The sequence below is a fragment of the Streptomyces sp. NPDC001493 genome (genome assembly GCF_053597235.1).
This window is the reverse complement of record NZ_JBSFHV010000031.1, coordinates 45,091-68,735: the sequence shown is the minus strand read 5'-3', so window position 1 is coordinate 68,735 and position 23,645 is coordinate 45,091. Positions and strand designations below refer to the sequence as shown.

Genomic DNA, 23,645 nt, shown 5'->3' with positions numbered 1-23,645 from the left:
GACGATTTCGGGACATCGGCGGGAGGGCGCGCCGAGACCGCTCCATGAGACGGGTGAGTACGCGTGAGGTTGACGCGGGTACGCCACGGAGTGGACTACGACGGTCATCAACCGCTCATAAAGTCACCAGCGTTCGGCGGCACCATACAATTTCGGTCACGGGCGACTTCCCTCAGCCGCTCGCCCGGGGTTGACTGGGTGTCACGCATGGTGACGCCATGGTTCGGAGCCCGGTTCCACCCGACCGCCGAATACACCCGTTCGGCGGTCCCGGTACGACAGAGAGAAGGAAGAGGGAGGAACCGCCACAACCGCCTCACCTCGCAGGGTGATGCCTTGGCCAAAGAAACGGTTTCCGGAACGCCCCGTTCCGCCAGCTCTCGACGACTTCGCGCTCCGTGTGCACCCACGACCACCCGCCGAACCCACCCTCCATCCACACCGTCTTGACGAGGGGTACCAATGAGCCAGATCGCGTTACCGGCGTTTCACATGCCGTTCGCCAGCGCCGGATGCAATCCGGGTCTGGAGAGGACCAAGGAGGCCGCCTGGAGATGGGCGGACTTCCATGGCGTGGAACTTTCTCCGGTGGCCCGGAAGAAGATGATCCGAACCCGGCCGGAGCTGTGGATCTCCCTCATCTTCCCGACCGCTTCCCAGCAGCATCTCGACCTGTTCTGCCAGTGGCTCTTCTGGGCCTTCCTGGTGGACGACGAATTCGACGACGGACCCGCCGGACGGGATCCCCGGATGTGCGGCTCCGCCATCACCCGGCTCGTCGAGGTACTCGACGGCGCCGTGGCGCACTCCGCCATGGAACTGACCCTGGAGGAGCTGCGGAACCGCACGTACCGCGACCGTTCGACGGCCTGGGTACGGCAGTTCCGCAGGGACACCGTGGCGTGGCTCTGGACGTACTACGCCGAAGCGGTCGAACGGGCCGCCGGACAGGTGCCGACCCGGGCCGAGTTCGTGAAGCACCGCCGGGATTCCGTGGCGATGCAGCCCTTCCTCGATCTCCACGAGATCACGGCGGGCATAGATCTCACGGACGCCGCCCGGAGCCTTCCCGCCTACGTCGCGCTCCGGGACGCGGTGACCGATCATTCCGGTCTCTGCAACGACATCTGTTCCTTCGAGAAGGAGGCGGCGATGGGCTACGAACACAACGCCGTCCGCCTCATCCAGCGCGACCGCGGCTGCACGCTCCAGGAAGCCATCGACGAAGCCGGCATTCAGCTGGCCCGGATAGCGGAACGTGTCCGGCGCGCGGAGAAGGACCTGGTCGTGGAGATGGACGCGGCCGGCATCGAGGGCACGGAGCGGATCGCTCTCGAACGGTGCGTGCGGGACTACCGCGGCCTCGTGCGGGGCGACTTCGACTACCACGCACGGGCCGAGCGCTACACCCGCCCGGACCTGGTGGAGCCGGAGGACCGGAGCGAGCTCTCCCGGTTCTTCGCGGCGTGAACGGTCCCGCGCGACCCCCTCACCGGGCGCGGCGAGCCTCCGGTGGGTCCTGAGGAGAGAGCTCCCGAGGACCCGAACGGTGCGCGAGGCGCCCCCGGCATGCGGCTTCCGGAATTTCGGCGGCGGAACCCCGGAAGCCGCATCCGGCGCCTGCGGACCGTCCTGTCAATACCTTGACCCGCACCTGATCAAGCCTTCACTCGATCGGGTGTTCTCTCGTGCGACACTGTCCCCTCCGGCACCAAGGGTCGGCCGGTTCCCGAGGGTTGCCCCGTACCGCACGGGTGTTCGCACAGATCGCGCCGATCGCACCGATCGCACCGATCCCACCTCAGGAAGAACCTCGGCCGACGGTCCGCCGTTCTCTCATCATCATCCTCGGGGAATCAAACGTGAGATCGAAGCGAAGAGTATGGGCCACTGCTGCCGTCGCGACGGCAGCCGTGGCGGGTGTCCTCGTGTTCGAGGGGGTCACCGGCGCCGACGGCGCCCACGGGGGCGTGGACGCCAAGTCCGCCCCCGCGCAGGCCGACGTGCACAAGAACGAGCTCAAGGTGTCGGCGGACGGGACCGCCGCCGGGTTCGAGCAGAAGGACACCAAGCCCTTCAGCCTGCTGGGCGTCACCTGGACCGACCCGGCGGCGAAGATATCCGGCACCGTCGAGGCGCGGACCCGCTCGGTGGCGACCGGCAAGTGGACCGGCTGGCTGCCGCTGGCGACCGACATCGACGGGCGCACCGAGACCGGCCAGGCAGGTGTACGGGGGACCACCGAGCCGCGCTGGGTGGGGGCTTCGAACGGCGTGGAGGTCCGGGTGACCTCCGGGGGCAGCTCCGCCGCGGGTCTGCCCGCCGGTCTCCGCCTGGACACGGTCGACCCGGGCGCCTCGGGGCTCGACGCGGAGACGGCCGCGTACACGCAGGACATGACGGAGGGCTTCGCCGAGGACGGCGAGAGCACGGAGCCCACCCCGACGGACACCGTGTCGGCGCCGGAGACGACCGAGCCCGCCGCCACCGAGTCGGCCGAGGGCACCCCGGAGACCGGCGAACTGCCCGGCGAGGCCACCGACGAGCCGACGACGGCGGCGCCCACCACCGCGGCGCCGAGCGTGACGGCCACCCCGACCACTCCGGCACCGACCCCGACGACGGCCAGTCCCTCGCCGACCCTGGCGCCCGCGCCGGTGTCCACGATGCCGAAGCCGCCGATCGTCAGCAGGGCCGCGTGGGGTGCGAACGAGGCGCTCAACGACGAGGCGCCGGAGTACACGACGTCGGTCAAGGCCGTGTTCGTGCACCACACCGCGCAGACGAACGACTACTCCTGCGCGGACTCCCCCGCCATCATGCGGAGCCTGCACGCCTTCCACGTCCAGTCGAACGGCTGGAAGGACCTGGGCTACAACTTCATCGTCGACAAGTGCGGGACGATCTTCGAGGGCCGCAAGGGCGGTGTGGACCGGCCGGTGTTCGGCGCCCACACCTACGGCTTCAACCGTGAGACCGCCGGTATCGCGGTCATCGGCATGTACACCGACACCAAGGCATCGACCCCCGCCACCACCGCGGTGGCCCGGCTCGCCGCGTGGAAGCTCGGCCAGTACAAGGGCGACCCGGCCGGCAAGACGACGCTGGTGGCCGGCGCGACCCAGTCGAGCGGCACCGGCATCGCGTACACCGCCGGGAAGTCGTACACCTTCAACCAGATCTCCGGTCACCGCGACGGCTTCAACACCGAGTGCCCCGGCACCGCGCTCTACGGGCAGTTGGGCGCGATCCGCACCGCCGCGGCGGGTCCGGTCACCGGTCTGGCCATCACCTCGGTCACCGGAAGCAGCGCCTCGGGCTCGACGACGTACACGCAGTCGGGCGTCAAGGTCGCCTGGACGTCGACCACTCCGGCCGCCCTCGTCTCCAAGTACGAGCTGCTGGTGGACGGCAAGGTGGTCGCGACCACGAACGGCAGCACCACCTCCGCCTCGGCGACGCTCGCCGTCGGTACCCACAAGGTGCAGGTCCGCGCGACGCACCAGTCGGGCAAGGTCTCGCCGCTCTCGGCCGCCGCGACCGTGGTCGCCGAGAAGACGGCGCCCTCCTTCACCACGAAGCCCTCGCTGGCGCTGAGCGCCGGCACGGTGAACACCACGGCCGTCCCCCTCACGCTGAAGTGGAAGGCGGCGGACGGGATCGCGCTCAAGGAGGTCCGGCTCACCGCACCGGCGGCGAAGACCTTCACGCCGACGACGGTCAGCGCCGCCCAGACCGCCAAGCCGGGTGTGTCGACGACCTGGAAGATGACGGCGTACGACCGCGCGGGCAACACCGCCGCCGCGTCCGTGGTCGGCACCCCGATGATCCTCCAGGAGACCTCCACCACCCGGACGGGCACCTGGACCGCGAAGTCCTCGACGAGCTACCTCGGCGGGAAGTCGTACTCCAGCAGCGCCAAGAACGCGAGCATCACGTGGACGTTCACCGGCCGGTCGGCGGCGCTCGTCGTCTCGCGCGCCTCGACCTCGGGGCAGGTGTACGTCTACGTGGACGGCAAGAAGACGGCCACGGTGGACCTGAAGTCGACGACCACCAAGTACCGCGACGCGATCTGGACGACCACCTGGTCGGCCGCCGCGAAGCACACGGTGAAGCTGGTCGTGGTCGGCACGAGCGGCCGGCCCGCCATCACCACGGACGGGCTGGTCTACCTCAAGTAGGCCCGGAACGGCACCACATGTGACAGCGCGCGCCCCGGCCGACGGGTTTCCGGCCGGGGCGCGTCGGCGTACTCAGGGTGCTGCCGGGCCCGCGTCGCGGGCGCACCGGAACCCGCCGTGCCCGGTGGAGGAGTCGGCGGTGTTGTGGGAGCGGGCGGCGACCCGGTAGCGGTTGCAGTAGGAGGAGTGGCAGAGGTAGGAGCCGCCGCGGATGACGCGCTCGCCGGGGCCGAAGGCGTCGGCGCACCACTCCCAGACGTTGCCCGAGGTGTTGTGGAGGCCGTGGCCGTTGGGCGGGTAGGCGGTGACGGGTACGGTGCCGGGGCCGCCGGGCCGGTCGGAGCGGTGCGGGAAGTCGCCCAGCCAGGTGTTGCAGCGTTCCTCGCCGCCGGGGGTGAACTCGTCGCCCCACGGGTAGCGGGCGCTGTTCAGCCCGCCCCGGGCGGCGTACTCCCACTCCGTCTCGGTGGGCAGGCGCAGTCCCGCCCAGGCGCAGTAGGCGAGGGCGTCGTCGTGGGAGACGTGGACGACGGGGTGGTCGGCGCGGTCCTCGACACCGGAGCCGGGGCCTTCGGGGGCAGACCAGCAGGCGCCCTCCACACCGAGCCACCAGGGTGCTCCGGGGACGGTTCCGACGACGTGGCGCCGGGCGTCGGGGTGGACGAGCTGGTGGAAGACGAAGGAGTTGCCGAAGCGTTCGGCGTCGGTGCGATGTCCGGTGGCCCGGACGAACGCGGCGAACTGCGCGTTGCTGACGGCGGTGGTGTCGATGGCGAAGGCGGCGACGGTGACCCGGCGGGCCGGGCCCTCGCGGTCGGCCCGGTACCCCTCGTCGAAGGCGTCGCCCATCCAGAAGGTCCCGCCGGGCAGTTCGGCCAGGGTGTGCCCGGCGGCCCGTACGTCCCCCGGGGGCGGCGGGACGGCGGGTATGCCGAGCAGCGCGGGGCCGGAGCCGTGGTCGGGGCCGGGGCGGGCGCCGGTGCCGGGGCCCGGGCCGGTGACATGGCCGGTGCCGTGCGGGGTGCGGCCGGGGGCGCAACAGGGTCGGTCGGGCGTGCTCATGCGGAAGCTCCGGTGGTGACGTTCTGCGGTACGGGGGCGGCGGCGCTCGCCCACCAGGATCGCGGGGGCGCCCGCCGACCTGGTCGGCGGGTCCTGTTCCGTCCCTCGGGCGGCTCTTCGGACTGCGTCCGGCGGGGAAGTACCCCATTCTGGAGGGCACCCGCGAAAGGGCCGACGCACATGCGCGAGAGACATCCGGACGACCGCCCGACCGTCACCACCCTCCACGGAGCCGTGCGCGGAGTCCGGGAGAACGGGGTGGCGGTCTTCCGGGGCGTCCCGTACGCGGCTGCCCCCGTGGGCGCCCGCAGGTTCCGGGCGCCGGAGCCGCCCGAGCGGTGGGCGGGGGTGCGGGAGGCCGTCGCGTTCGGGCCGACCGCGCCGAAGCGGCCGTACGACCCGCCCCTGGACGCCCTGCTGCCGGATCCCGAGGTGCCCGGGGACGGCTGGCTCAACCTCAACGTCTGGACGCCCGGCCCGGAGCGGACCGGGCTGCCGGTGCTCGTCTGGATTCACGGCGGCTCGCTGCTGCACGGGTCCTCCGCCGTCCCGGTCTACGACGGGACGGCGTTCGCCCGGGACGGGGTGGTGCTGGTCTCGGTCAACTACCGCCTGGGGATCGAGGGGTTCGGCGTACTCCCGGACGCTCCGGCCAATCTCGGGCTGCTCGATCAGCTGGCCGCACTGGAGTGGGTACGGGACAACGTCGCGGCGTTCGGGGGCGATCCGGGGCGGGTGACGGTGGCGGGCGAGTCGGCCGGGGCGGTGAGCATCGCCGCGCTGCTCGCCGCGCCGAGGGCGGCGGGGCTGTTCCGGCGGGCGGTGCTGCAGAGCGGTGCGCCGGACGCGCCGACGCCCGAGGCGGGACGCCGTACGACGGAACTCGTCGCCCGGCGCCTGGGTGTTCCCGCGACGGCGGCGGCGCTGGCGGCGGTGGAACCGTCGGCGCTGCTCGCCGCGCAGAGCGAGGTGACCCGCGGCGGGAATCCGCTGACCGGCCGCAACGCGTTCCAGATCGTGGTCGACGGCGACCTGCTCCCCCGCGACCCGGCCGAGGCGCTGCGCGGGGGCGCGGCGGGCGGGGTGGACCTGCTGATGGGGACGAACACCGAGGAGTACCGCCTCTGGTTCGTGCCCAGTGGGCTGACCGAACGCCTCGGACGCGTACGGCTGCGGCTGGCGCTGCTGAAGTTCGGGGTGCCGGGCGCGACGGCCCGCGTGTACCGGGCCAACCGCCCCGGGGCCACGCCGGGCGAGCTGCTCGGCGCGCTCGCGACGGACCTGCTGCTGCGGGTGCCTCTCAACGTCCTGGCGGACGCGCGGGCGGGCGCCCCGGGCCGTACGTACCTCTACGAGTTCGGCTGGCCCTCCCCCGTGCGGCGGCTCGGCGCCTGCCACGCCCTGGAGATCGGCTTCGTCTTCGACACCCTGGCCCACCCGGACGCCGTGGCGCTGGCCGGTCCGCACGCCCCGCAGGAACTGGCGGACGCGATGCACGCGGCCTGGGTACGGTTCGCGGCCACCGGTGATCCGGGGTGGGACGCCTGGGACGCGCGGCGGCCGGTGATGGCGTTCGGTCCGGGCGCTCCCGCCGTGGTGGCGGCGCCCCGCGACGACGAGCTGCGCGGCTGGCCCCCGTACCGCGCGGCGGGCTGAGTTCCCCGGGTGAGCCCCGGCCCGCCATGGGGCCGGGGACCGCCGGGCTCAGGCATGGTCCCGTAGGGCTCAGGCCTTGTTCTGCGAGGCCCAGAACTCGTCGAAGGTGAGCAGGCCGTCACCGTTGGCGTCGTGGGAGTTGATGATCGCCTGGGCGACCGTCTCGGTGACGAACGGGTCGCCCAGCCGCGCCATGGCGCTCTTGTACTCGGCGGCCGTGATGAGGCCGTCACCGTTCTGGTCGAAATGCTCGAACGCCTTGCGTGCCGACTCGATGTCCGCCACTTTTCCGCCCCTATCGCTTGTCCGATTGACGGTGGTCAGATTAACGGGCCGCCGCGCTCGCCCCTGCGGCGGCCGGTGGAGAGCCGGACGGCCGGCCGGACCGACGGGTGGTGCGACGGGTGGCGCGACGACCGGACCGGCGACCGGACCGACGGAGCGGCAACGACCTTCACCCTTCACGAGGCATCTACGAATCATCCATCGAACCTCATATTCATTCACTGAATGCCAGGGGTTTCCTCCATGAAACCTACGATTCACATACCAAAAGAGTGCATTGATCCATATTCGCCAGAAATGTACCTTTGGTTTCCCGGGGGCTGATGTGCCATAGTCGTCTCACGACCTCCTCCGACCCGAGCACAGGTCATGCACGCGGCCGTGGACCACCCCCCATTCCACGGCCCCCCACAGAAGCCCCCACCACGCCGGACCACGGCGGACGGGGGCTTCTGCGTGTACCGGGGGCTTCTGCGCGTACCGGGGAGCGACGCGCGTCCGGGGAGCTTCCGCGCGCACCGGGGAGCGGCACGCCCCAGGGCGGTCTACCGGTCCGTGCGGTCGGAGATCCGCATCTCGAACCAGGTGATCTTGCCGCGCGGCAGCAGGTCGACCCCCCACCGGTCGGAGAGTTTGTCGACGAGGAAGAGGCCCCGCCCGCTCACGTCCATCTCCCGCACCGGCATCAGGCACGGCAGGCCGCGCGAAGGGTCGCGCACCCCGATACGGATCATGCCCCGACGGCGCTCCATGCGCAGACCGAAGTACTGCGCCCCGGTGTGCCGTACGGCGTTGCCGACGAGCTCCGAGACGAGGAGGACGGCGTACTCGGCGAGCTGTGGGGAGAGGTTCCACTGCCACAGCACCACGGCCGACGCGATCCTGCGGGCCGTCGCCGCCGACTCCGGACGGGACGGCAGCCGCACACCCTCCTCGTCGGTCGGGTTGCCATACAACTCCAGTACACGGTGCGGCTGTTCGTCCTCCGACACCGATACCCGACGCGCTGCCGTCGCACTTCCGTGCGCGCGCGACTGTTCCCCACCCTCCAGGCCCGCCATGCCCCCCATCATGGCCGGAGCGGACCCCTTCCGGAGCCGTTCCGGAGGAATCCCACCTCCGGAATGGCCGGATCCGGTAGGGAGATCGGCATATGCCACAGACATAAAAATGATCCGGACAACCCTGCTGACCTGCGACGGAACACCGGCGTCACGAAGGGCCCGCCCTGGCCGGCTCGCCGGCCGGGCGGGCGGTGCGGGCCCGTGGGGGCCGCTGCGGGTGCCGGTGACGCCGCCCGCACGGATGAATCCGCACCACCCCCCACGGCGACGCGCGACGCACCCCCACGACCACGCGCGCCCCGCCCCGGCGCCCCGCCCGGTCCGGCCGGCTCAGCGGAAGGTGGCCTTCCCCGGCCCGTCCTCCATGAAGCTGCGCATGCCGGTCTCCCGGTCCTCCGTGGCGAACAGCCCGGCGAACAGGGTCCGTTCGATGGTGAGGCCGGTGTCGATGTCCGTCTCCAGACCCGCGTCCACCGCCTCCTTCGCGGCCCGCAGCGCCAGCGCCGGGCCCTTCGCCAGGGCCGAGGCCCAGGCGTACGCCTGCGCGTACACCTCGTCCGCCGGAACCACCCGGTCGACCAGGCCGATGGCGAGGGCCTCGTCCGCCCGCACGTGACGGCCGGTGAAGATCAGGTCCTTGGCCCGCGAGGGGCCGACGAGACGGGCGAGGCGCTGCGTGCCGCCCGCTCCCGGGATCACCCCGAGCAGGATCTCGGGCTGGCCGAGCCGGGCGTTCTCCCCGGCGATCCGGAAGTCGGCGCAGAGCGCCAGCTCGCAGCCGCCGCCGAGGGCGTAGCCGGTGATGGCGGCGACCACCGGCTTGGGGATGCGGGCGACGGCGGTGAAGGAGTCCTGGAGCGCGCGGGACCGTACGACCATCGCCGCGTGGTCCATGTCCCGCATCTCCTTGATGTCCGCGCCGGCCGCGAAGACCTTCTCGCCGCCGTGGACCACCACGGCGCGCACGTCGTCGCGGCGGGCGGCCTCCTCGGCCAGCTCCTTCAGCCGGTCCTGGGTGGCCACGTCCAGCGCGTTCATCGGCGGCCGGTCCAGCCGGATCGTGCCGACGCCGTCCTGTACTTCGAGGGTTACGGTCATGACTGCAGGCTAGAGGCTCTGTCCCGCGCTCCGGGGGTCGCGGTCACGAGGCGGGCCGAGGGCCGACCCGGCGGATGACCGGGGCCGGCGGGAGAGGCCCAGGTCACGTGCCGTCCGTGTGGCCGCTCCGCGCGGTCGGCCCCGTGGCAGGATTCATGCATGCCGAATGTTGTCGTGTCTCCCGAGGTGTCCATCGCGTACGAGAGCTTCGGCGACCCCGGGGACCCGCCCGTCCTGCTCGTGATGGGGCTCGGCGCGCAGATGCTGGCCTGGCACGAGGACTTCTGCCGGGCGCTGGCGGACCGCGGCCGGTACGTGATCCGATACGACAACCGCGACTGCGGGCTGTCCACGAAGTTCGACGAACACCCTGTCGACACGGGCATGTTCATCGCCACCGTCAGCTCGGGCGACATCCCCGCCGCCCTCGCGATGGTCCCCTACCGGCTTCGCGACATGGCCGACGACGGACTCGGCCTGCTCACCGCGCTCGGTATCGAACGCGCCCACGTGGTCGGTACCTCGATGGGCGGGATGATCGCCCAGACGATGGCCCTCTCCACCCCGGAGCGGGTGCTGACCTTGACGTCGATGATGTCCTCGACCGGCGAGAGTGAATACGGCGGGTCCAGCCCGGAGGCTCAGGCGGTGGTGTCCGCCCCGAAGCCGCCGGACCGCGAGGGGTACGCCAAAGCGGCCGAGAAGGAGCTGGTGTGGGCCTCCAAGCGGTACGGCAACGCGGCGGAGCTGCGTGAGCTGGCCGCCGCGAGCTACGACCGCGCGTACTACCCCGCGGGGATCGGGCGGCAGCTCGGCGCGATGGTCCTCGGCGGTTCACGCGCGGACGCGCTCCGCGAACTGCGGGTGCCGACGCTGGTGATCCACGGCCTGGACGACACGCTGATCGCCCCCAGCGGCGGAGAGCGCACGGCGGAGCTCGTACCCGGTGCGGAACTCCGGCTGATCCCCGACATGGGCCACGACCGTCCCCGGGAGCTCTGGCCGGTGCTCATCGACGCCTTGGTGTCCCACACCGGCTGAGCGGGGCATCCGCCGGACACGCCCCGACGATGGCGCCCGCAAGCGGCTCCGGGGCACGGAACGACGGTGGGCCCGGCGCCGTCGTTCACGGCACCGGGCCCACCACCCGCGTTCAGCGGGTCGACTGCTCAGCTGCTCAGCAGAGTCACTTGATCCACTCGGACCAGTCCATGTTCCAGCCGTTGAGGCCGTTGTCCGGGGCGATGACCTTGTCCTTGGAGTTCTTCACCACGACGACGTCTCCGATGATCGACTGGTTGTAGAACCAAGCGGCCGGGGTCTGTCCGTCGTACCCGCCGCGCACGTCCCGCAGGCCGACGCAGCCGTGGCTGGTGTTGGTGGTGCCAAAGATGCCGGAGTTGCCCCAGTAGTTGCCGTGCACGAAGGTGCCCGAGGTGGACAGGCGCATGGCGTGCGGCACGTCCTTGATGTCGTACTCCCCGCCGAAGCCGACCGTGTCGCCGTTCATCCGGGTCACCAGGAGCTTCTGGCTGATGACCATCTGGCCGTTGTACGTGGTGGTGGCCGGGGCTCCCGCCGAGATCGGGATGTCCTTGAGGGTCTTGTTGTCGCGGACGACGACCATCCGGTGGGTGGAGGCGTCGACCGTGGAGACCTGGCGGCGGCCGATCGTGAAGCTGAAGGACTTGGCCTGCTTGCCGTAGACGCCCGGCCGCCCCTCCACGCCGTCGAGGTTGAGCTCCACGGTCACCTTGGTGCCGGGGGCCCAGTAGTTCTCGGGGCGGAAGTCGAGGCGGTCGTTGCCGAACCAGTGGCCTTCGATCGGCACGCTGGGCTCGGCCTTGACCGTGATGGCCTTCTCCACGGCGTCGGGGTCGGTGATGCCCCGGGTGAAGTTGATGGAGACCGGCATGCCGACGCCGACGGTCGAGCCGTCCTCGGGGGTGTACTGCCCGATGAAGGTGTTCTTCGGGACCAGCGTGGTGAAGGTGGTGTCCTTGGCGGACTGACGGCCCTTGGAGTCCTCGGCGATGGCGTGGACCGCGTACTTGGTGGACGCCGCGAGGTGCCGTTCGGGGGTCCAGCTGGTGCCGTCCGCGGAGAGTGCGCCCTGCACCTCGGCGCCCTGGGCGTCGACCACCTTGACGGTGGTCAGCTTGCCCTTGGCGGCGGAGACCTTGAGCACTCCGCTGGTCTCCACGGAGGCGGCGCCGTCGGCCGGTGCCACGGTCACGACCGCCTCGGAGGCGGCGGTATCCTGGACCTGGCCGCTGCCGCCCTTGGAGCCGCCGCCGCTGCCGCTGCCCGCACCGCTTCCGCCGGAGCCGCCGCAGGCCGTCACCAGCAGAAGCAGTGCGCCCAGCAGCACCACGAGGATTCCGGGGCCCCGGCGCCCACGCGTTCCCCCGCCGGTCCCGGCCGCACGCCCTCGTATCGGCTTCCCGCTCATCGTGGTTGTCTCCCCTCGCACGGCCTGGCCCGACCGGGCCCCGCACACCCCCGCGCGTCGAACATGCGCGCCTATCGAGAAGAAAACCACACGGTAAGACGCGGTGAAGTACTGGGGATGTCACCGTTCAGTCCCAAGTACCGCCGGAACAAACGCAGGTGACACGGGGTGCGGAGACGCTCACCGGGCGGGGTGTCACCGCCCCGCGCGGGACACCTCTCCGGACACCCGGGGGCGGGGTGTCTCCACCCCGCGCGGGACACTTCGCCGGGCGCCGCGACCCCGGCCATGATCCGCCGGACACCGCCCGAAGGGCCGGACTACAGGGCTGAAGGGCCGGGCTACAGGGCCGAACCCGCCTTCCACCGTTTCCAGTCGAGGTTCCAGCCGCTGAGTCCGTTGTCCGGGGCGACCGTCTTGTCCTCGGAGTTGACGACCTCCACGACGTCGCCGACGAGGGTGCGGTCGAAGAACCAGCCGGCCGGGGCGGACCCGCTGCCGCCCTTCTCGTCCCGGAGCCCGATGCAGCCGTGGCTGACGTTCTCGTTGCCGAAGGTGTCCTCGGGCGCCCAGTAGTTGCCGTGCAGGAAGGTGCCGGACTCGGTGAGCCGGATGGCGTGCGGTACGTCCTTGATGTCGTACTCGCCGCCGAAGCCCACCGTGCGCCCGTCCATGCGGGTCACCTCGTGGAGCTCGCTGACCACCATCTTCCCGTTGTACGTGGTGGTCTTCGCCGCGCCCGCGGTGATCGGCACGGTGCTGACGAGCCTGCCGTCGCGGCGTACCTCCATGGTGTGCTCGGCGGCGTCCACCACCGAGATCTGGGAGCGGCCCACGGTGAAGCGGACGCGCTTGTTCTGGCTGCCGTACACCCCGGGCGAGCCCTCGACGTCCCGCAGCCCGATGTCGACGGTGACGACGGTGCCCGGCTTCCAGTACTTCTCCGGGCGGAAGTCGAGCCGGTCCTTGCCGAACCAGTGGCCTGACACCTCCACGGCGGGCTCGGCGCTGACCTTGATGGCGCGCTGCACCGCGGCACGGTGGGTGACGGGGCTGCTGAAGTCGAAGGAGACGATCATCCCGGTGCCGACCGTGGAGCGGTGCTCCGGTTTGAAGTAGCCGATGAAGTGGTGCCCGGGGATCAGGGTGGTGAAGGTGGTGTGCCGGGCCGACCTGCGCCCCACCCGGTCCACCGCGACCGCGTCGACGCTGTACTTCGCGGCGAGCCGGAGCCGTCCCGCACCACCGGTGGGGGTCCACCGGCGGCCGTCCTCGGAGATCTTGCCGGTGATCCGGTCGCTCCTGGCGTCCTCGATCTGCGACACCTCGACGCTCTCCAGGTGCCCGTCCGGGACCTCCACCCCGATCCGGGTGGAGGCCGGGACGTTCTTCGCGCCGTCCGCCGGAAGGACCAGGATCACGTCCTCGGGGGCGCGCGCCTTGCCGTTGACGAACGGAATTCCCCCGGTGCAGCCGGTCAGTACGGCCGCGGCCACCAGTAGTCCTGCCCATGTCAGCACGGCGGCCGGACCGGTCCGTGCTCTCTTCGCTGTGTGAGTCACGCACCCACCAACGACCAGGGTCGCTCCGGGGAAACGTGAGTGTGGGCCTCCCGGTGGGCAGAACAGGGGGGAGGACTTCACCGGGAGGCCGCGGCCGGGACGCCGCGTGCGTCTCCCGTCTTGCCCGTCCCCACGAGCCGCAGGAGGCCGGGAGTGTCGAGCGCAGCCGAGCAGGAAGCCGTGCAGGAGCCGGTACGACCGGTGCGCACGGGCGACGGACCGTCGGGAAACACCACCCGTGTGCCGCAGTCCGGTGCCCCGGCGGGGAGCCCGGACGGAGCCGTACCGCCCCGGGTCTGGCCCGGGGCGCCCATGCCCCTGGGGGCGCGGTTCCGGGTGGGTCCGGACGGGGTGGCGGGCACCAACTTCGCCCTGTGGGCGGGCGGGGCGGAGGCGGTCGACCTCTGCCTCTTCGACGAGGCGGGCCGAGAGACGCGGTGCCGGCTGACCGAGCTGACCCATGAGATCTGGCACGGTTTCCTGCCGGGGGTGCGGCCGGGCCAGCGGTACGGCTACCGCGTCCACGGCCGCTGGGACCCGTGGACGGGGGCGCGGTGGAACGCCGCGAAGCTGCTGCTCGACCCGTACGCCCGCGCCGTGGACGGCACCTTCGCGCTGCCGCCCGAGGTGTACGGCCACATGCGGGACTGGCCGCAGCAGCACGTCGCCGACACCGTGCGCGACGAGCGCGACTCCGCGCCGTTCGTGCCCAAGGGGGTCGTCGTGGACGACGACCCCCGGGGCGACGAGTGGATGGACGACCGGCGCCCCAAGACGCCGTGGGCCGATTCCGTCATCTACGAGCTGCACGTGCGCGGGTTCACCAAGCTGCACCCCGGCATCCCGCCCGAGCTGCGCGGTACGTACGCCGGTCTCGCCCACCCCGCCGCGATCGAGCACCTGAAGCGGCTGGGGGTGACGGCGGTGGAGCTGCTGCCGGTGCACCAGTTCGCGCACGAGGACCATCTGCTCCGGCGCGGGATGCACAACTACTGGGGCTACAACTCGATCGGCTACTTCGCCCCGCACGCCGACTACGCGGCGAGCGGCACCGCCGGGGCGCAGGTCGGCGAGTTCAAGCGGATGGTGCGCGCCCTGCACGACGCCGGGATCGAGGTGATCCTCGACGTCGTCTACAACCACACCGCCGAGGCCGGCGAGCTGGGCCCGACGCTGTCCATGCGGGGGGTCGACAACCGCGGCTACTACCGCCTCCAGTCCGACGCCCGCCGGTACGCCGACTACACCGGCTGCGGCAACACCCTGCACGTGGTGCAGCCGCACGTCCTGCGGCTGATCACCGACTCCCTGCGGTACTGGGTCACCGAGATGGGCGTCGACGGCTTCCGCTTCGACCTCGCGGCGGCGCTGGCCCGCTCCATGCACGACGTCGACATGCTCTCCCCGTTCCTCGCGGTGATCGCCCAGGACCCGGTGCTGCGCCGGGTGAAGCTGATCGCCGAGCCCTGGGACGTGGGCAACGGCGGCTACCAGGTGGGCGCCTTCCCGCCGCTGTGGACCGAGTGGAACGACCGCTACCGCGACGCCGTCCGTGACTTCTGGCGCGGCGCGCTGCCCGACGTACGCGACCTCGGCTACCGCCTCTCCGGCTCCAGCGACCTGTACGCCTGGGGCGGGCGGCGCCCGTACGCATCCGTCAACTTCGTCACCGCGCACGACGGTTTCACCCTGCGCGACCTGGTGAGCTACCACCACAAGCACAACGAGGCCAACGGCGAGGGCAACCGCGACGGCACCGGCGACAACCGCTCCTGGAACTGCGGTACGGAGGGCGAGACCGACGACCCCGGGATCAACGCGCTCCGCCGCCGCCAGCTGCGCAACCTGCTCACCACCCTGCTGCTCTCCACCGGGGTGCCGATGCTGGTGGCGGGCGACGAGATGGGGCGTACGCAGGGCGGCAACAACAACGCCTACTGCCAGGACAACGAGATCAGCTGGGTGGACTGGTCGCTGCTGGAGGACCCCGGATGGCGCGGGCTGACCGAGCTGACCGCCCGGGTGCTGCGGCTGCGCCACACCCATCCGGTCCTGCGCCGCCGGGCGTTCTTCTCCGGGCGGCCCCAGACCGCGGACGGGCTGCGGGACCTGGCCTGGTTCACCCGGCACGGCGAGGAGATGACGGCCCAGGACTGGTACGCGCCCGCGGCGACGCTCGGGCTCTTCCTCTCCGGGCGGGACATCCCGGGCCGGGACGCGCGGGGCGAACAGATCGTGGACGACAGCTTCCTGGCGATCCTGCACGCGGCGGAGCACCCGGCCGGCTTCCTGCTGCCGGGCCCGCCGTGGGCCGCCTCCTACGAGCTCGTCCTCGACACCTCCCGGGAGGACCAGGCCGAGGCACCCGGCACGGTCCACCCGGGCGGCACGGTGCTCACGGTGCCGGGGCGCTCGGTGCTGCTGCTGCGGGTGACGGGGTGACGCCGACGGGGTGAGGGGGCGCGAACGGGCGTGACGGGGTGAGGGGCGCGAACGGGCGTAACGGGGTGACAGTTCCGGCGCCCCCGCCGCCGGGGCAGTGCGGAGCCGAGCGCCCGGACGGCCGGAAAACCCCATGAGGGATGTCAGTGGTGAAACATAGGATCGCCCCTGATGCCCGAGAACCCCGCCGAGCGCACGGACCGGTCCACCGTGCGTTCCCTCAAGCGCTTGTGGCCCTATCTCCGTCCCGTACGCGCACGCTGGTTCACCGCCGCGTTCGTCGCGGTGGTCGCGTCCGGTCTCGGGCTGGTCATCCCGCTCGTACTCAAGTGGATGGTGGACGGCCCGGTGGCCGACCGCGACCCGGGCGGGGTCTGGCTCGGGGCGCTCTGGCTGCTGCTCCTGGGCATCCTGGAGGCGGGGCTGTTCGGGCTGCGGCGGTGGCTGGTGGCCCGGCCGCTTGCCGGGGTCGAGGCGGGCATGCGGACCGACCTCTACCACCGGCTGCAGCGGCTCCCGATGGCCTTCCACGACCGCTGGCCGTCCGGTCAGCTGCTGTCGCGCGGCACCACCGATCTGATGCTGGTGCGCATGTTCCTGGCGTTCCCGCTGACGTTCCTGCTGGTCAACTCGGTGACGATCGCCATCGGGTTCGTCATCCTCTTCCTCCAGGAGTGGACGCTGGGGCTGGTGCTGCTCGCCCCGGCGGTCCCGTTGATGGTCCTCAGCTCCGTCTTCGAGTCGAAGTACTCGCTGGCGGCGCGCACCGCCCAGGACCAGGTCGGCGATCTGACGACGGTGGTCGAGGAGAGTGTGCTCGGCATCCGGATCATCAAGGGCTTCGGCCGTCACCGCAGCCAGGCGCGGGCGTTCAAGGCGCTCTCGCACCGGCTGCGCTCCACCGAGCTGACCAAGGCCCGGCTGCTGGCGGGGATCTGGGCACTCATCACCGGGGTGCCGGAGCTGGCGATCGGCGCCGCGCTGGTCTTCGGCACGGTCCAGGTGGCGGACGGCGACCTCTCGGCGGGGACGCTGGTGGCGTTCCTGTCGACGGCGCTCGCGCTGCGCTGGCCGGTGGAGTCGATCGGCTTCCTGCTCGCGATGAGCCAGGAGGCGGCGACCGCGACGGACCGGTACTTCGAGGTCATGGACCTGGCCGAGGAGACCGGGCTCGCCCCCGGCGCCGACACCGGCACCGGCGACAACACCGGCACTGAAGCGGGCACCGACACCGCCACCGGCACCGAAGCGGGCGCCACGCCCGGTACCGCCGCCGGGCTGGCCTTCGAGGGCGTCTCCTTCCGCTACCCGGACGCGGCCCCCGACTCCGTACCCGTGCTCTCCGGGATCGACCTGCACGTCCGGCCGGGCGAGACGATGGCGCTGGTCGGCACCACCGGTTCCGGCAAGACGACGCTCACCGCCCTGGTGCCCCGGCTGCACGAGCTCACCGGCGGGCGGATCACCCTGGACGGCGAGGACATCGTCGCCATGGACCGGGCGCGGCTGCGGTCGCTGGTGTCGGTGGCGTTCGAGGAGCCGACGCTGTTCTCCGCGACGGTCGGGGAGAACGTCCTGATGGGCTCGGACGACGCGGACGACGAGGACCTGGTGCGGGCCCTCGGGGTCGCCCAGGCCCAGTTCGCGCACGAACTGCCCGAGGGCACCGCCACCCAGGTCGGTGAGCAGGGGCTGAGCCTGTCGGGCGGTCAGCGCCAGCGGCTCGCGCTGGCCCGCGCGGTCGTCGGCCGGCCGCGCTTCCTGGTGCTCGACGACCCGCTCTCCGCGCTGGACGTGCACACCGAGGCGCGGGTGGAGGCGGCGCTGCGGCAGGTGCTGGCGGAGACCACGGCGGTGATCGTGGCCCACCGGCCGTCCACCGTGATGCTCGCCGACCGCGTGGCGCTGCTCTCCGGCGGCCGGATCGCGGCCGTCGGCACGCATCAGGAGCTGCTGCGGACGAACACCGAGTACGCCTGGCTGATGTCGGGTTCCGAACACCCGGGCATCACGGTCGCCGAGGAGGCCACGACCCCATGACCAGTACCACCACCGCGGGCCCCCCGTCCGCCGACGGCACTCCGTCCGTCGGCGAGGACGCGAGGACGCCCCCCACCGCCCCCGAGTCCGGCGACGCGTTCGACCGGGACGCGCTGCCCACTCCCCCGGGCGCCACCCGGGCACTTCTCGCCTCGCTGTTGCGGCCGTTGCGCGCCAGGGTCCTGGTGACCGTGGTGCTGCTCCTCGTCCAGCAGGCGGCGGTCCAGGCCGGCCCGCTGCTGGTGGCGTACGCGATCGACAGCGCGGTGCCCGCGTTCCGGGACTCCGACCACGGCCCGCTGATCGCGGTGGGCGTCGGCTACGCGCTCTGCGCGGCGGCGGGCGGCCTCCTCCAGTACGCCTTCATCCGGGGTTCGGCCCGCATCAACCAGGACGTGCTGCTCGACCTGCGCGGCCGGATCTTCCGGCACGCCCAGGCGCTGAGCGTCGACTTCCACGAGCGCTACACCTCGGGCCGGCTGATCTCCCGGTCGACGACGGACGTGGAGTCGCTGCGGGAGCTGCTCAGCGAGGGCCTCCAGGAGCTGATCACCGTGGTCCTCTCCTTCGTCTTCATCGCGGGGATGCTGCTCTGGCTGGACCTGGGCACCGGGAGCATCGCGGTGCTCTCCTTCGTACCGCTCTATCTGCTGGTGCGCCTCTACCAGGCGCGGGCGGGCCAGGCGTACTCCGTGCGGTCCTCCGCGATGGCGGCGGTGATCGTGAAGTTCGCCGAGACGATGAACGGCATCCGGCCGGTGCGGGCGTTCCGCCGCGAGCGGTCCAACGACGCCGTGTTCGAGAAGCTCAACCGCCGCCACGAGCGGTCGAACGGCGATGCCCTGCTGGAGATGGCCCGTTACGTGACGGGCTCCCGGCTCGTCGCCAACATCGCCGTCGCGGGCATGGTGCTGTGGGGCGCGTACCGGGTCGCCTCGGGCACGCTGGCGCTGGGCGTGCTGGCGGCGGCGGTGCTCTATCTGCGCCGGCTGTACGACCCGATCGACCGGCTGGCGATGTTCCTCAACTCCTGGGAGTCCGCTTCCGCGTCCCTGGAGAAGATCGCGGGCCTGCTCGCCCAGACCCCGTCCGTGCCCGAGCCCGCCGCCCCGGTGGAGCTGCCCGCGCTGCGCGGCGAGCAGCCGGGCCGGGAGGTCGTCTTCGACGGGGTCCGGTTCGCGTACCGCACCGGCGGCGAGGTGCTGCCGCGCTTCGACCTGACCCTGCCGGCCGGGCAGACGGTGGCCGTGGTCGGTTCGACGGGCGCGGGCAAGTCGACGCTGGCGAAGCTGCTGGCCCGGTTCTACGACCCGACCGGCGGCCGGGTGCTGTTGGACGGCGTCGACCTGCGGGAGCTGGGCACGGCGGAGCTGCGGCGCGGTGTGGTGATGGTGACGCAGGAGGCGTTCCTGTTCTCCGGGACGGTCGCGGAGAACATCGCGATCGGCCGCCCGGACGCCACGCCGGAGGAGATCGAGCGGGCGGCGAAGGCGATCGGCGCGCACGAGTTCATCGAGGGGCTGCCGGAGGGGTACGACACCGACGTACGCAAGCGGGGCGGCCGGATCTCCGCCGGGCAGCGCCAGTTGGTCGCGTTCGCGCGGGCGCTGCTGGCCGACCCGGCGGTGGTGATCCTCGACGAGGCGACCAGCTCCCTCGACGTCCCCGGTGAGCGGGCGGTGCAGCGGGCCATGGACACGGTGCTGCACGGCCGTACGGCGGTGGTGATCGCGCACCGGCTGTCCACGGTGGAGATCGCGGACCGGGTGCTGGTGATGGAGCACGGCCGCATCGTGGAGGACGGCTCGCCGGCCGAACTCATCGGCGGAGAGGGCCGGTTCGCGGGGCTGCACCGGGCGTGGCGGGAGAGCCTGGCCTGAGTTCCGGCCGTCAAAGTTCCGTCCGGCTGGGCGAAGTCAGACAGGGGGCGAGTCGCGGTCGCCCTCTTCCTCTGGTTCGAGTGGGCCGAGCCGGTGGTCGAGCGCGGCACCGACGTCGGGGCAGTTCTTGCGGATGACGTCGAGGAAGGCGTTCAGTGCCGGGGAACGGTCCCGGGCGTTGAAGGACAGGACCAGATCGGGCAGAGGCGTGCGCGGGGTCACCTCGCAGAACCACGTGCCCCGCCGTGGGGCCGTCAGCATGCGGGAGGGTCCCAGGCCGACGCCCATCCCGCAGGCGGCGAGGCCGATGATGGTGTGGATGTCCCTCGCGACGGTCGCGCCGGAGAGCGCCGGGGAGTCCTTGCCCAGCAGGTCCCGCAGACCGGTGACGACGGCGGGCTCTTCGTCGCCCGGCGCCACGATCAGCGGCTGTCGCCGGAGCTGATCCACGTCCACCGACGACTGACCCGCGTACGGGTGTGTGCTGCTCACGACCGCGACCAGGTGGTCGTGCCCGACCGGCACCGATACCAGCTGCTCGGCCCCGATGCCCCCTGGTGGGCCGAGGCCGATCGCCACGTCCAGTTCGCCGGCGACGAGAGCGGCCGTGCTGCGGCTGGTCGCCATCTCGTGCAGTTCCAGCCGCACGTCGGGCCGTTCGCGGCCGAACCGGCCGATGACGTCCGGCAGGGGTTCGAGCAGCGCCGAGGCGATGAATCCCAGGCGCAGTCGGCCCGTCTCGCCGCGTGCTGCCCTGGCCGCGTCGACCGAGGCCGCCGCGATCTCGTCGAGCGCCCTGCGTGCCCGGGAGAGGAAGGCCGCGCCCGCAGCCGTCGGAAACACCCCTTGGCGGGTGCGATCGAACAAGCGGGCGCCCACTTCCCGTTCGAGGTCGGCGATCTGCTTGGACAGCGGAGGTTGCGCGATGCCCAGGGCACCGGCCGCCCGGCCGAAGTGTTCGTGCTCGGCAAGGGTCAGTGCGTACCTCAGGTGCCGCGCCTCCACGCCAACCTCCCGGTCATACCTCACATGTATCGTCGAACAGCTTGTCAGATCTTTCACTGGATGATCTGGGCCGGGCCGCGTGGAATGCGGTCATGACTGTTTCTTCCTCCTCAGGCACCGTTTTCGTCTTCGTGCACGGGGCCTGGCACGGCTCCGGGCAGTGGGCGGCGACGCAGCGCGCACTCGCCGGACTCGGTGCCGCGAGCGTGGCCGTCGACCTGCCGGGGCACGGCTTCGACGCGCCACTGCCCAGCGGGTACCTCCAGCCGGGCCAGCCGGGCCTGCTGACCGAGAAGTCCGCGCTCGCCACCGTGACGATGGACGACAGCGCCGAGGCCGTCCTCGAAACGCTGAGCCGCGCCCGCCACCACCGCCGCGTCGTGCTTGTCGCGCACAGCGCGGGCGGCGGCCCCGCGTCGCTGGCCGCCGAACGCGCACCCGAACTCGTCGACGAGATCGTCTACCTCTCGGCCTTCGTGCCCGCCGGACGGCCCCGGTTCTCCGACTATCTCGGCTCGCCCGAGAACGCCACGGCGTGGGGGCAGAGCCTCGGCCTAGGCAACCCCGAGGAACTGGGCGCCGTGCGGATCAACCCGCTCTCGCAGGATCCCGCCTACGTCGAGGAACTGCGGCAGACCCACTACCACGACACCGCTCCGGACCGCTTCGACCGCTGGCGCTCGGCACTGAGCCCCGATCTGCCGCTTGCGATCCCCACCACCCCGGTCACCGTGACTCCGCAACGCTGGGGGCGCGTCCCACGGACCTTCCTGCGCTGCGCGGAGGACCGTGCACTGCCCACGGCCGTGCAGGATCTCATGATCGCGGAAGCCGACCGGGCCACGCCCGGCAACCCGTTCACCGTGCGCACCCTCCCGGGCAGCCACAGTCCGTTCGCCGCCCGCCCCCGTGAGCTCGCATCGGCTCTGCTGTGAGCGGCGGACGCCTTGTGCTGCCGGTGGTACTCAGCGCCACTTTCGTACAGCTCCTCAACGTCACTGTCGCCCAGGTGGCCGCGCCGGCGATACAGGCGGGCCTGGGCGCCGGTCCGGGCGCCGTGCAACTGGTCATCGCCGGTTACACCCTGACGTACGCATGCCTGCTCGTCCCCGCCGCGCGGCTGGGCGACCGGTACGGTTACCGCCGGCTGTTCGTGGCGGGCACCGTGGTGTTCACCATGGGTTCGGTGGCCGGCGCGTGTGCCCCCGACGCCGCATCGCTCATCACGGCCCGGCTGGTGCAGGGCGCGGGCAGTGGCCTGGTCGCCCCCCCAGGTCCTGTCGCTCATCCAGACCGCCACCCCCGCGACAGGCCGGCCGCGCGCCTTCGGCCTGTACGGCGCCACCATGGCGGTCGCGTCACTCGCCGGGCCGCTGATCGGCGGCCTCGTCCTCAGTGCCGATCTCTTCGGCCTCGGCTGGAGGCCGGTGATGCTTCTCACCGTGCCGGTGGCGCTCGCCTCGCTGGCAGGGGCGACCGCGCTCCCCCGCGCCCACGGAGCGGACGGACTCCGCGTCGACAAGCTGGGTACGCTGCTGGTCACCGTGGGAGCCGGCGCGCTGGTCCTGCCCCTGGCGCTGGGGCGAGAAGCAGGCTGGCCCTGGTGGACGTGGGCCGGTCCCGCCGTGGCTGTGGCCGCCCTCGGCCACTTCGTCCGGACTCTCCCGCACCGGCCCGACCCGCTGATCCATCCCGCGGTGCTTGGTGACCGGTCGGCTCGGAAGGGCACATTGCTGGTGTTCGTGTTCAACACGGGCGTGCCCTCCTTCACCTACCTGCTCTTCCTCCACCTCCAGTCCGCCGTCGGGTACTCGGCGCTGGCTGCCGCACTGACGTCGGCACCGTTCGCCGCCGGCGCCGTCGTCGGCAGCAGAGCCGCACCCGCTCTCACCCGCCGGCACGGTCCGAAGGTGCTCACCGTCGCCTCCCTGGTCCTCGCCGGGATGTGCCTGGCGCTGGCCCCCCTCGTCGGCTCGGCGACAGGACGCCAGGCGGCACTGCCCGTGCTGGCCGTCGGCGGAGCCGCGTTCGGCGCCTTCACCGCGTCGGTGTTCACCCAGGTCTTGGCCGGGGTGCACGGCCCCGCCGCCGGTTCGGTCTCCGGCCTGCTGCCCACAGCACAGCAGCTCGGCGGATCCATCGGAGTGACCGCGGCCGGGCTCGCCTACTACGCCCCCGCCGCCGATGCGGACACCGCGTTCCGGCACGCCATGCTCTACCAGGTCGCCGCCTTCACGATCACCGCGCTGATCAGCCTCCGGCTGCACCACCTGCCTGGCACCGAGCCCATACAGGGCCACAGCGGCCACAGCGGAAGGGCACGTAGGTAGAGCGCCGGTCTCTCCAGCGACCTTCGCCCCGCCCCGTCGGCCGTGCCCGCTCCGAATCGCGAGGCCATCACGAAGGCGGCGGCCGAGTTCGCGTTGACCTCGCACCAAACCGGCGCGGCACACTCGGCGTTCACCCATGGGTACCGGGTGACCGGGCGGAGTTCAGACGTTCTCCGGGAGGAGTTCGGCGAGCAGGTCCCGTACCCGGCGCTCGATCTCGTCGCGGATCGGGCGGACCGCGTCGACGCCTCGCCCGGCGGGGTCGTCGAGTTTCCAGTCGAGGTAGGTCCGGCCGGGGAAGACGGGGCAGGTGTCGCCGCAGCCCATGGTGATGACCACGTCCGACGCCCGTACGGCATCGGCGGTCAGCACCTTCGGGGTCTCGGCGGACAGGTCGATGCCGGCCTCCGCCATCGCTCGTACGGCGGCCGGGTTCACCGCGTCGGCGGGTGCGGAACCGGCGGACCTTACCTCAACCCGGCCCTCGGACAGGTGGGTCAGCCAGGCGGCGGCCATCTGGGAGCGGCCCGCGTTGTGGACGCACACGAACAGCACGGACGGCCGGGACTCGGGGGTAACTTCGGG

17 protein-coding genes and 1 pseudogene are annotated in these 23,645 nt (G+C 71.9%); 10 read left to right on the top strand and 8 right to left on the bottom strand.

The annotated features are described in order from the left end of the window. Positions 1–603: 603 nt before the first annotated feature. Both ACWCWD_RS32135 and ACWCWD_RS32130 read left to right on the top strand, forming a co-directional pair. Positions 604–1,470 (top strand): terpene synthase family protein, encoded by an 867-nt coding sequence (locus ACWCWD_RS32135; RefSeq protein ID WP_450778331.1) that lies wholly within the window; start codon positions 604–606, stop codon positions 1,468–1,470. Positions 1,471–1,862: 392 nt separating this feature from the next. Beyond that, entirely contained in the window at positions 1,863–4,184 is a 2,322-nt protein-coding gene (locus tag ACWCWD_RS32130) for an N-acetylmuramoyl-L-alanine amidase (RefSeq protein WP_450778329.1), read from the top strand. Between the two features lie 72 nt (positions 4,185–4,256). On the opposite strand, the gene ACWCWD_RS32125 is transcribed toward ACWCWD_RS32130, so the two are convergent. Further along, positions 4,257–5,246 (bottom strand): formylglycine-generating enzyme family protein, encoded by a 990-nt coding sequence (locus ACWCWD_RS32125; RefSeq protein WP_450778327.1) that lies wholly within the window; start codon positions 5,244–5,246, stop codon positions 4,257–4,259. 180 nt (positions 5,247–5,426) lie between these two features. Here ACWCWD_RS32125 and ACWCWD_RS32120 point away from each other — a divergent pair, with 180 nt between their 5' ends. Continuing rightward, a complete protein-coding gene (locus ACWCWD_RS32120) occupies positions 5,427–6,902 on the top strand; it encodes a carboxylesterase/lipase family protein (protein WP_450778325.1) in 1,476 nt (491 codons plus the stop codon). A gap of 69 nt (positions 6,903–6,971) precedes the next feature. Here ACWCWD_RS32120 and ACWCWD_RS32115 read toward each other — a convergent pair whose 3' ends face one another. From ACWCWD_RS32115 to ACWCWD_RS32105, 3 genes are all read right to left on the bottom strand, one after another. After that, entirely contained in the window at positions 6,972–7,187 is a 216-nt protein-coding gene (locus ACWCWD_RS32115; RefSeq protein WP_328719300.1) for an EF-hand domain-containing protein, read from the bottom strand. A 545-nt stretch (positions 7,188–7,732) separates the two neighbouring features. Further along, positions 7,733–8,260: an ATP-binding protein gene (locus ACWCWD_RS32110; protein ID WP_450778323.1), complete on the bottom strand. Its 528-nt coding sequence runs from the start codon at positions 8,258–8,260 to the stop codon at positions 7,733–7,735. Positions 8,261–8,581: 321 nt separating this feature from the next. Beyond that, positions 8,582–9,349 carry an enoyl-CoA hydratase/isomerase family protein gene (locus ACWCWD_RS32105; RefSeq protein WP_450778321.1) on the bottom strand — a complete coding sequence of 256 codons (768 nt, stop codon included), beginning with the start codon at positions 9,347–9,349 and terminating at the stop codon, positions 8,582–8,584. A gap of 159 nt (positions 9,350–9,508) precedes the next feature. Here ACWCWD_RS32105 and ACWCWD_RS32100 point away from each other — a divergent pair, with 159 nt between their 5' ends. After that, entirely contained in the window at positions 9,509–10,390 is an 882-nt protein-coding gene (locus tag ACWCWD_RS32100; protein WP_450778319.1) for an alpha/beta fold hydrolase, read from the top strand. Between the two features lie 145 nt (positions 10,391–10,535). On the opposite strand, the gene ACWCWD_RS32095 is transcribed toward ACWCWD_RS32100, so the two are convergent. Then, on the bottom strand, positions 10,536–11,801 hold the full coding sequence (locus ACWCWD_RS32095) for a L,D-transpeptidase (RefSeq protein WP_450778317.1): 1,266 nt from the start codon (positions 11,799–11,801) through the stop codon (positions 10,536–10,538). 341 nt (positions 11,802–12,142) lie between these two features. Beyond that, entirely contained in the window at positions 12,143–13,363 is a 1,221-nt protein-coding gene (locus ACWCWD_RS32090; RefSeq protein ID WP_450778315.1) for an Ig-like domain-containing protein, read from the bottom strand. Positions 13,364–13,516: 153 nt separating this feature from the next. On the opposite strand from ACWCWD_RS32090, the gene glgX reads away from it, so the two are divergent. The 3 genes from glgX (at position 13,517) to ACWCWD_RS32075 (ending at position 19,725) form a co-directional block, all read left to right on the top strand. Continuing rightward, positions 13,517–15,805, top strand: coding sequence for a glycogen debranching protein GlgX (glgX, locus tag ACWCWD_RS32085; protein ID WP_450778313.1), 2,289 nt, complete (start codon positions 13,517–13,519; stop codon positions 15,803–15,805). Positions 15,806–15,976: 171 nt separating this feature from the next. Next, the gene (locus ACWCWD_RS32080; protein WP_450778311.1) at positions 15,977–17,845 is read left to right on the top strand and encodes an ABC transporter ATP-binding protein; all 1,869 of its coding nucleotides are present in this window, start codon (positions 15,977–15,979) and stop codon (positions 17,843–17,845) included. Further along, positions 17,842–19,725 carry an ABC transporter ATP-binding protein gene (locus ACWCWD_RS32075; RefSeq protein ID WP_450778309.1) on the top strand — a complete coding sequence of 628 codons (1,884 nt, stop codon included), beginning with the start codon at positions 17,842–17,844 and terminating at the stop codon, positions 19,723–19,725. The genes ACWCWD_RS32080 and ACWCWD_RS32075 overlap by 4 nt, the downstream gene beginning before the upstream one ends. A gap of 36 nt (positions 19,726–19,761) precedes the next feature. Here ACWCWD_RS32075 and ACWCWD_RS32070 read toward each other — a convergent pair whose 3' ends face one another. Then, entirely contained in the window at positions 19,762–20,730 is a 969-nt protein-coding gene (locus tag ACWCWD_RS32070) for a LysR family transcriptional regulator (RefSeq protein ID WP_450778308.1), read from the bottom strand. A gap of 92 nt (positions 20,731–20,822) precedes the next feature. On the opposite strand from ACWCWD_RS32070, the gene ACWCWD_RS32065 reads away from it, so the two are divergent. The 3 genes and pseudogenes from ACWCWD_RS32065 to ACWCWD_RS32055 all read left to right on the top strand — a co-directional run bounded on the left by ACWCWD_RS32065 (position 20,823) and on the right by ACWCWD_RS32055 (position 23,060). Beyond that, a complete protein-coding gene (locus ACWCWD_RS32065) occupies positions 20,823–21,665 on the top strand; it encodes an alpha/beta fold hydrolase (RefSeq protein WP_450778306.1) in 843 nt (280 codons plus the stop codon). Next, a pseudogene (locus tag ACWCWD_RS32060) lies at positions 21,662–21,985 on the top strand (MFS transporter); the annotation flags it as partial. The gene ACWCWD_RS32065 and the pseudogene ACWCWD_RS32060, both read left to right, overlap by 4 nt. A 91-nt stretch (positions 21,986–22,076) precedes the next feature. Further along, positions 22,077–23,060 carry an MFS transporter gene (locus ACWCWD_RS32055; protein WP_450778364.1) on the top strand — a complete coding sequence of 328 codons (984 nt, stop codon included), beginning with the start codon at positions 22,077–22,079 and terminating at the stop codon, positions 23,058–23,060. Positions 23,061–23,222: 162 nt separating this feature from the next. On the opposite strand, the gene ACWCWD_RS32050 is transcribed toward ACWCWD_RS32055, so the two are convergent. Further along, positions 23,223–23,576 carry an arsenate reductase ArsC gene (locus ACWCWD_RS32050; RefSeq protein WP_450778362.1) on the bottom strand — a complete coding sequence of 118 codons (354 nt, stop codon included), beginning with the start codon at positions 23,574–23,576 and terminating at the stop codon, positions 23,223–23,225. Positions 23,577–23,645 lie beyond the last annotated feature (69 nt).

Bases quoted from the DNA above. Each gene is read 5' to 3' on its own strand.
- ACWCWD_RS32135 (WP_450778331.1), top strand. From the start codon at position 604: ATGATCCGAACCCGGCCGGAGCTGTGGATCTCCCTCATCTTCCCGACC.
- ACWCWD_RS32125 (WP_450778327.1), bottom strand. From the start codon at position 5,246: ATGAGCACGCCCGACCGACCCTGTTGCGCCCCCGGCCGCACCCCGCAC.
- ACWCWD_RS32120 (WP_450778325.1), top strand. From the start codon at position 5,427: ATGCGCGAGAGACATCCGGACGACCGCCCGACCGTCACCACCCTCCAC.
- ACWCWD_RS32110 (WP_450778323.1), bottom strand. From the start codon at position 8,260: ATGATGGGGGGCATGGCGGGCCTGGAGGGTGGGGAACAGTCGCGCGCG.
- ACWCWD_RS32105 (WP_450778321.1), bottom strand. From the start codon at position 9,349: ATGACCGTAACCCTCGAAGTACAGGACGGCGTCGGCACGATCCGGCTG.
- ACWCWD_RS32100 (WP_450778319.1), top strand. From the start codon at position 9,509: ATGCCGAATGTTGTCGTGTCTCCCGAGGTGTCCATCGCGTACGAGAGC.
- ACWCWD_RS32095 (WP_450778317.1), bottom strand. From the start codon at position 11,801: ATGAGCGGGAAGCCGATACGAGGGCGTGCGGCCGGGACCGGCGGGGGA.
- ACWCWD_RS32080 (WP_450778311.1), top strand. From the start codon at position 15,977: ATGCCCGAGAACCCCGCCGAGCGCACGGACCGGTCCACCGTGCGTTCC.
- ACWCWD_RS32075 (WP_450778309.1), top strand. From the start codon at position 17,842: ATGACCAGTACCACCACCGCGGGCCCCCCGTCCGCCGACGGCACTCCG.
- ACWCWD_RS32065 (WP_450778306.1), top strand. From the start codon at position 20,823: ATGACTGTTTCTTCCTCCTCAGGCACCGTTTTCGTCTTCGTGCACGGG.
- ACWCWD_RS32055 (WP_450778364.1), top strand. From the start codon at position 22,077: ATGGCGGTCGCGTCACTCGCCGGGCCGCTGATCGGCGGCCTCGTCCTC.
- ACWCWD_RS32050 (WP_450778362.1), bottom strand. From the start codon at position 23,576: ATGGCCGCCGCCTGGCTGACCCACCTGTCCGAGGGCCGGGTTGAGGTA.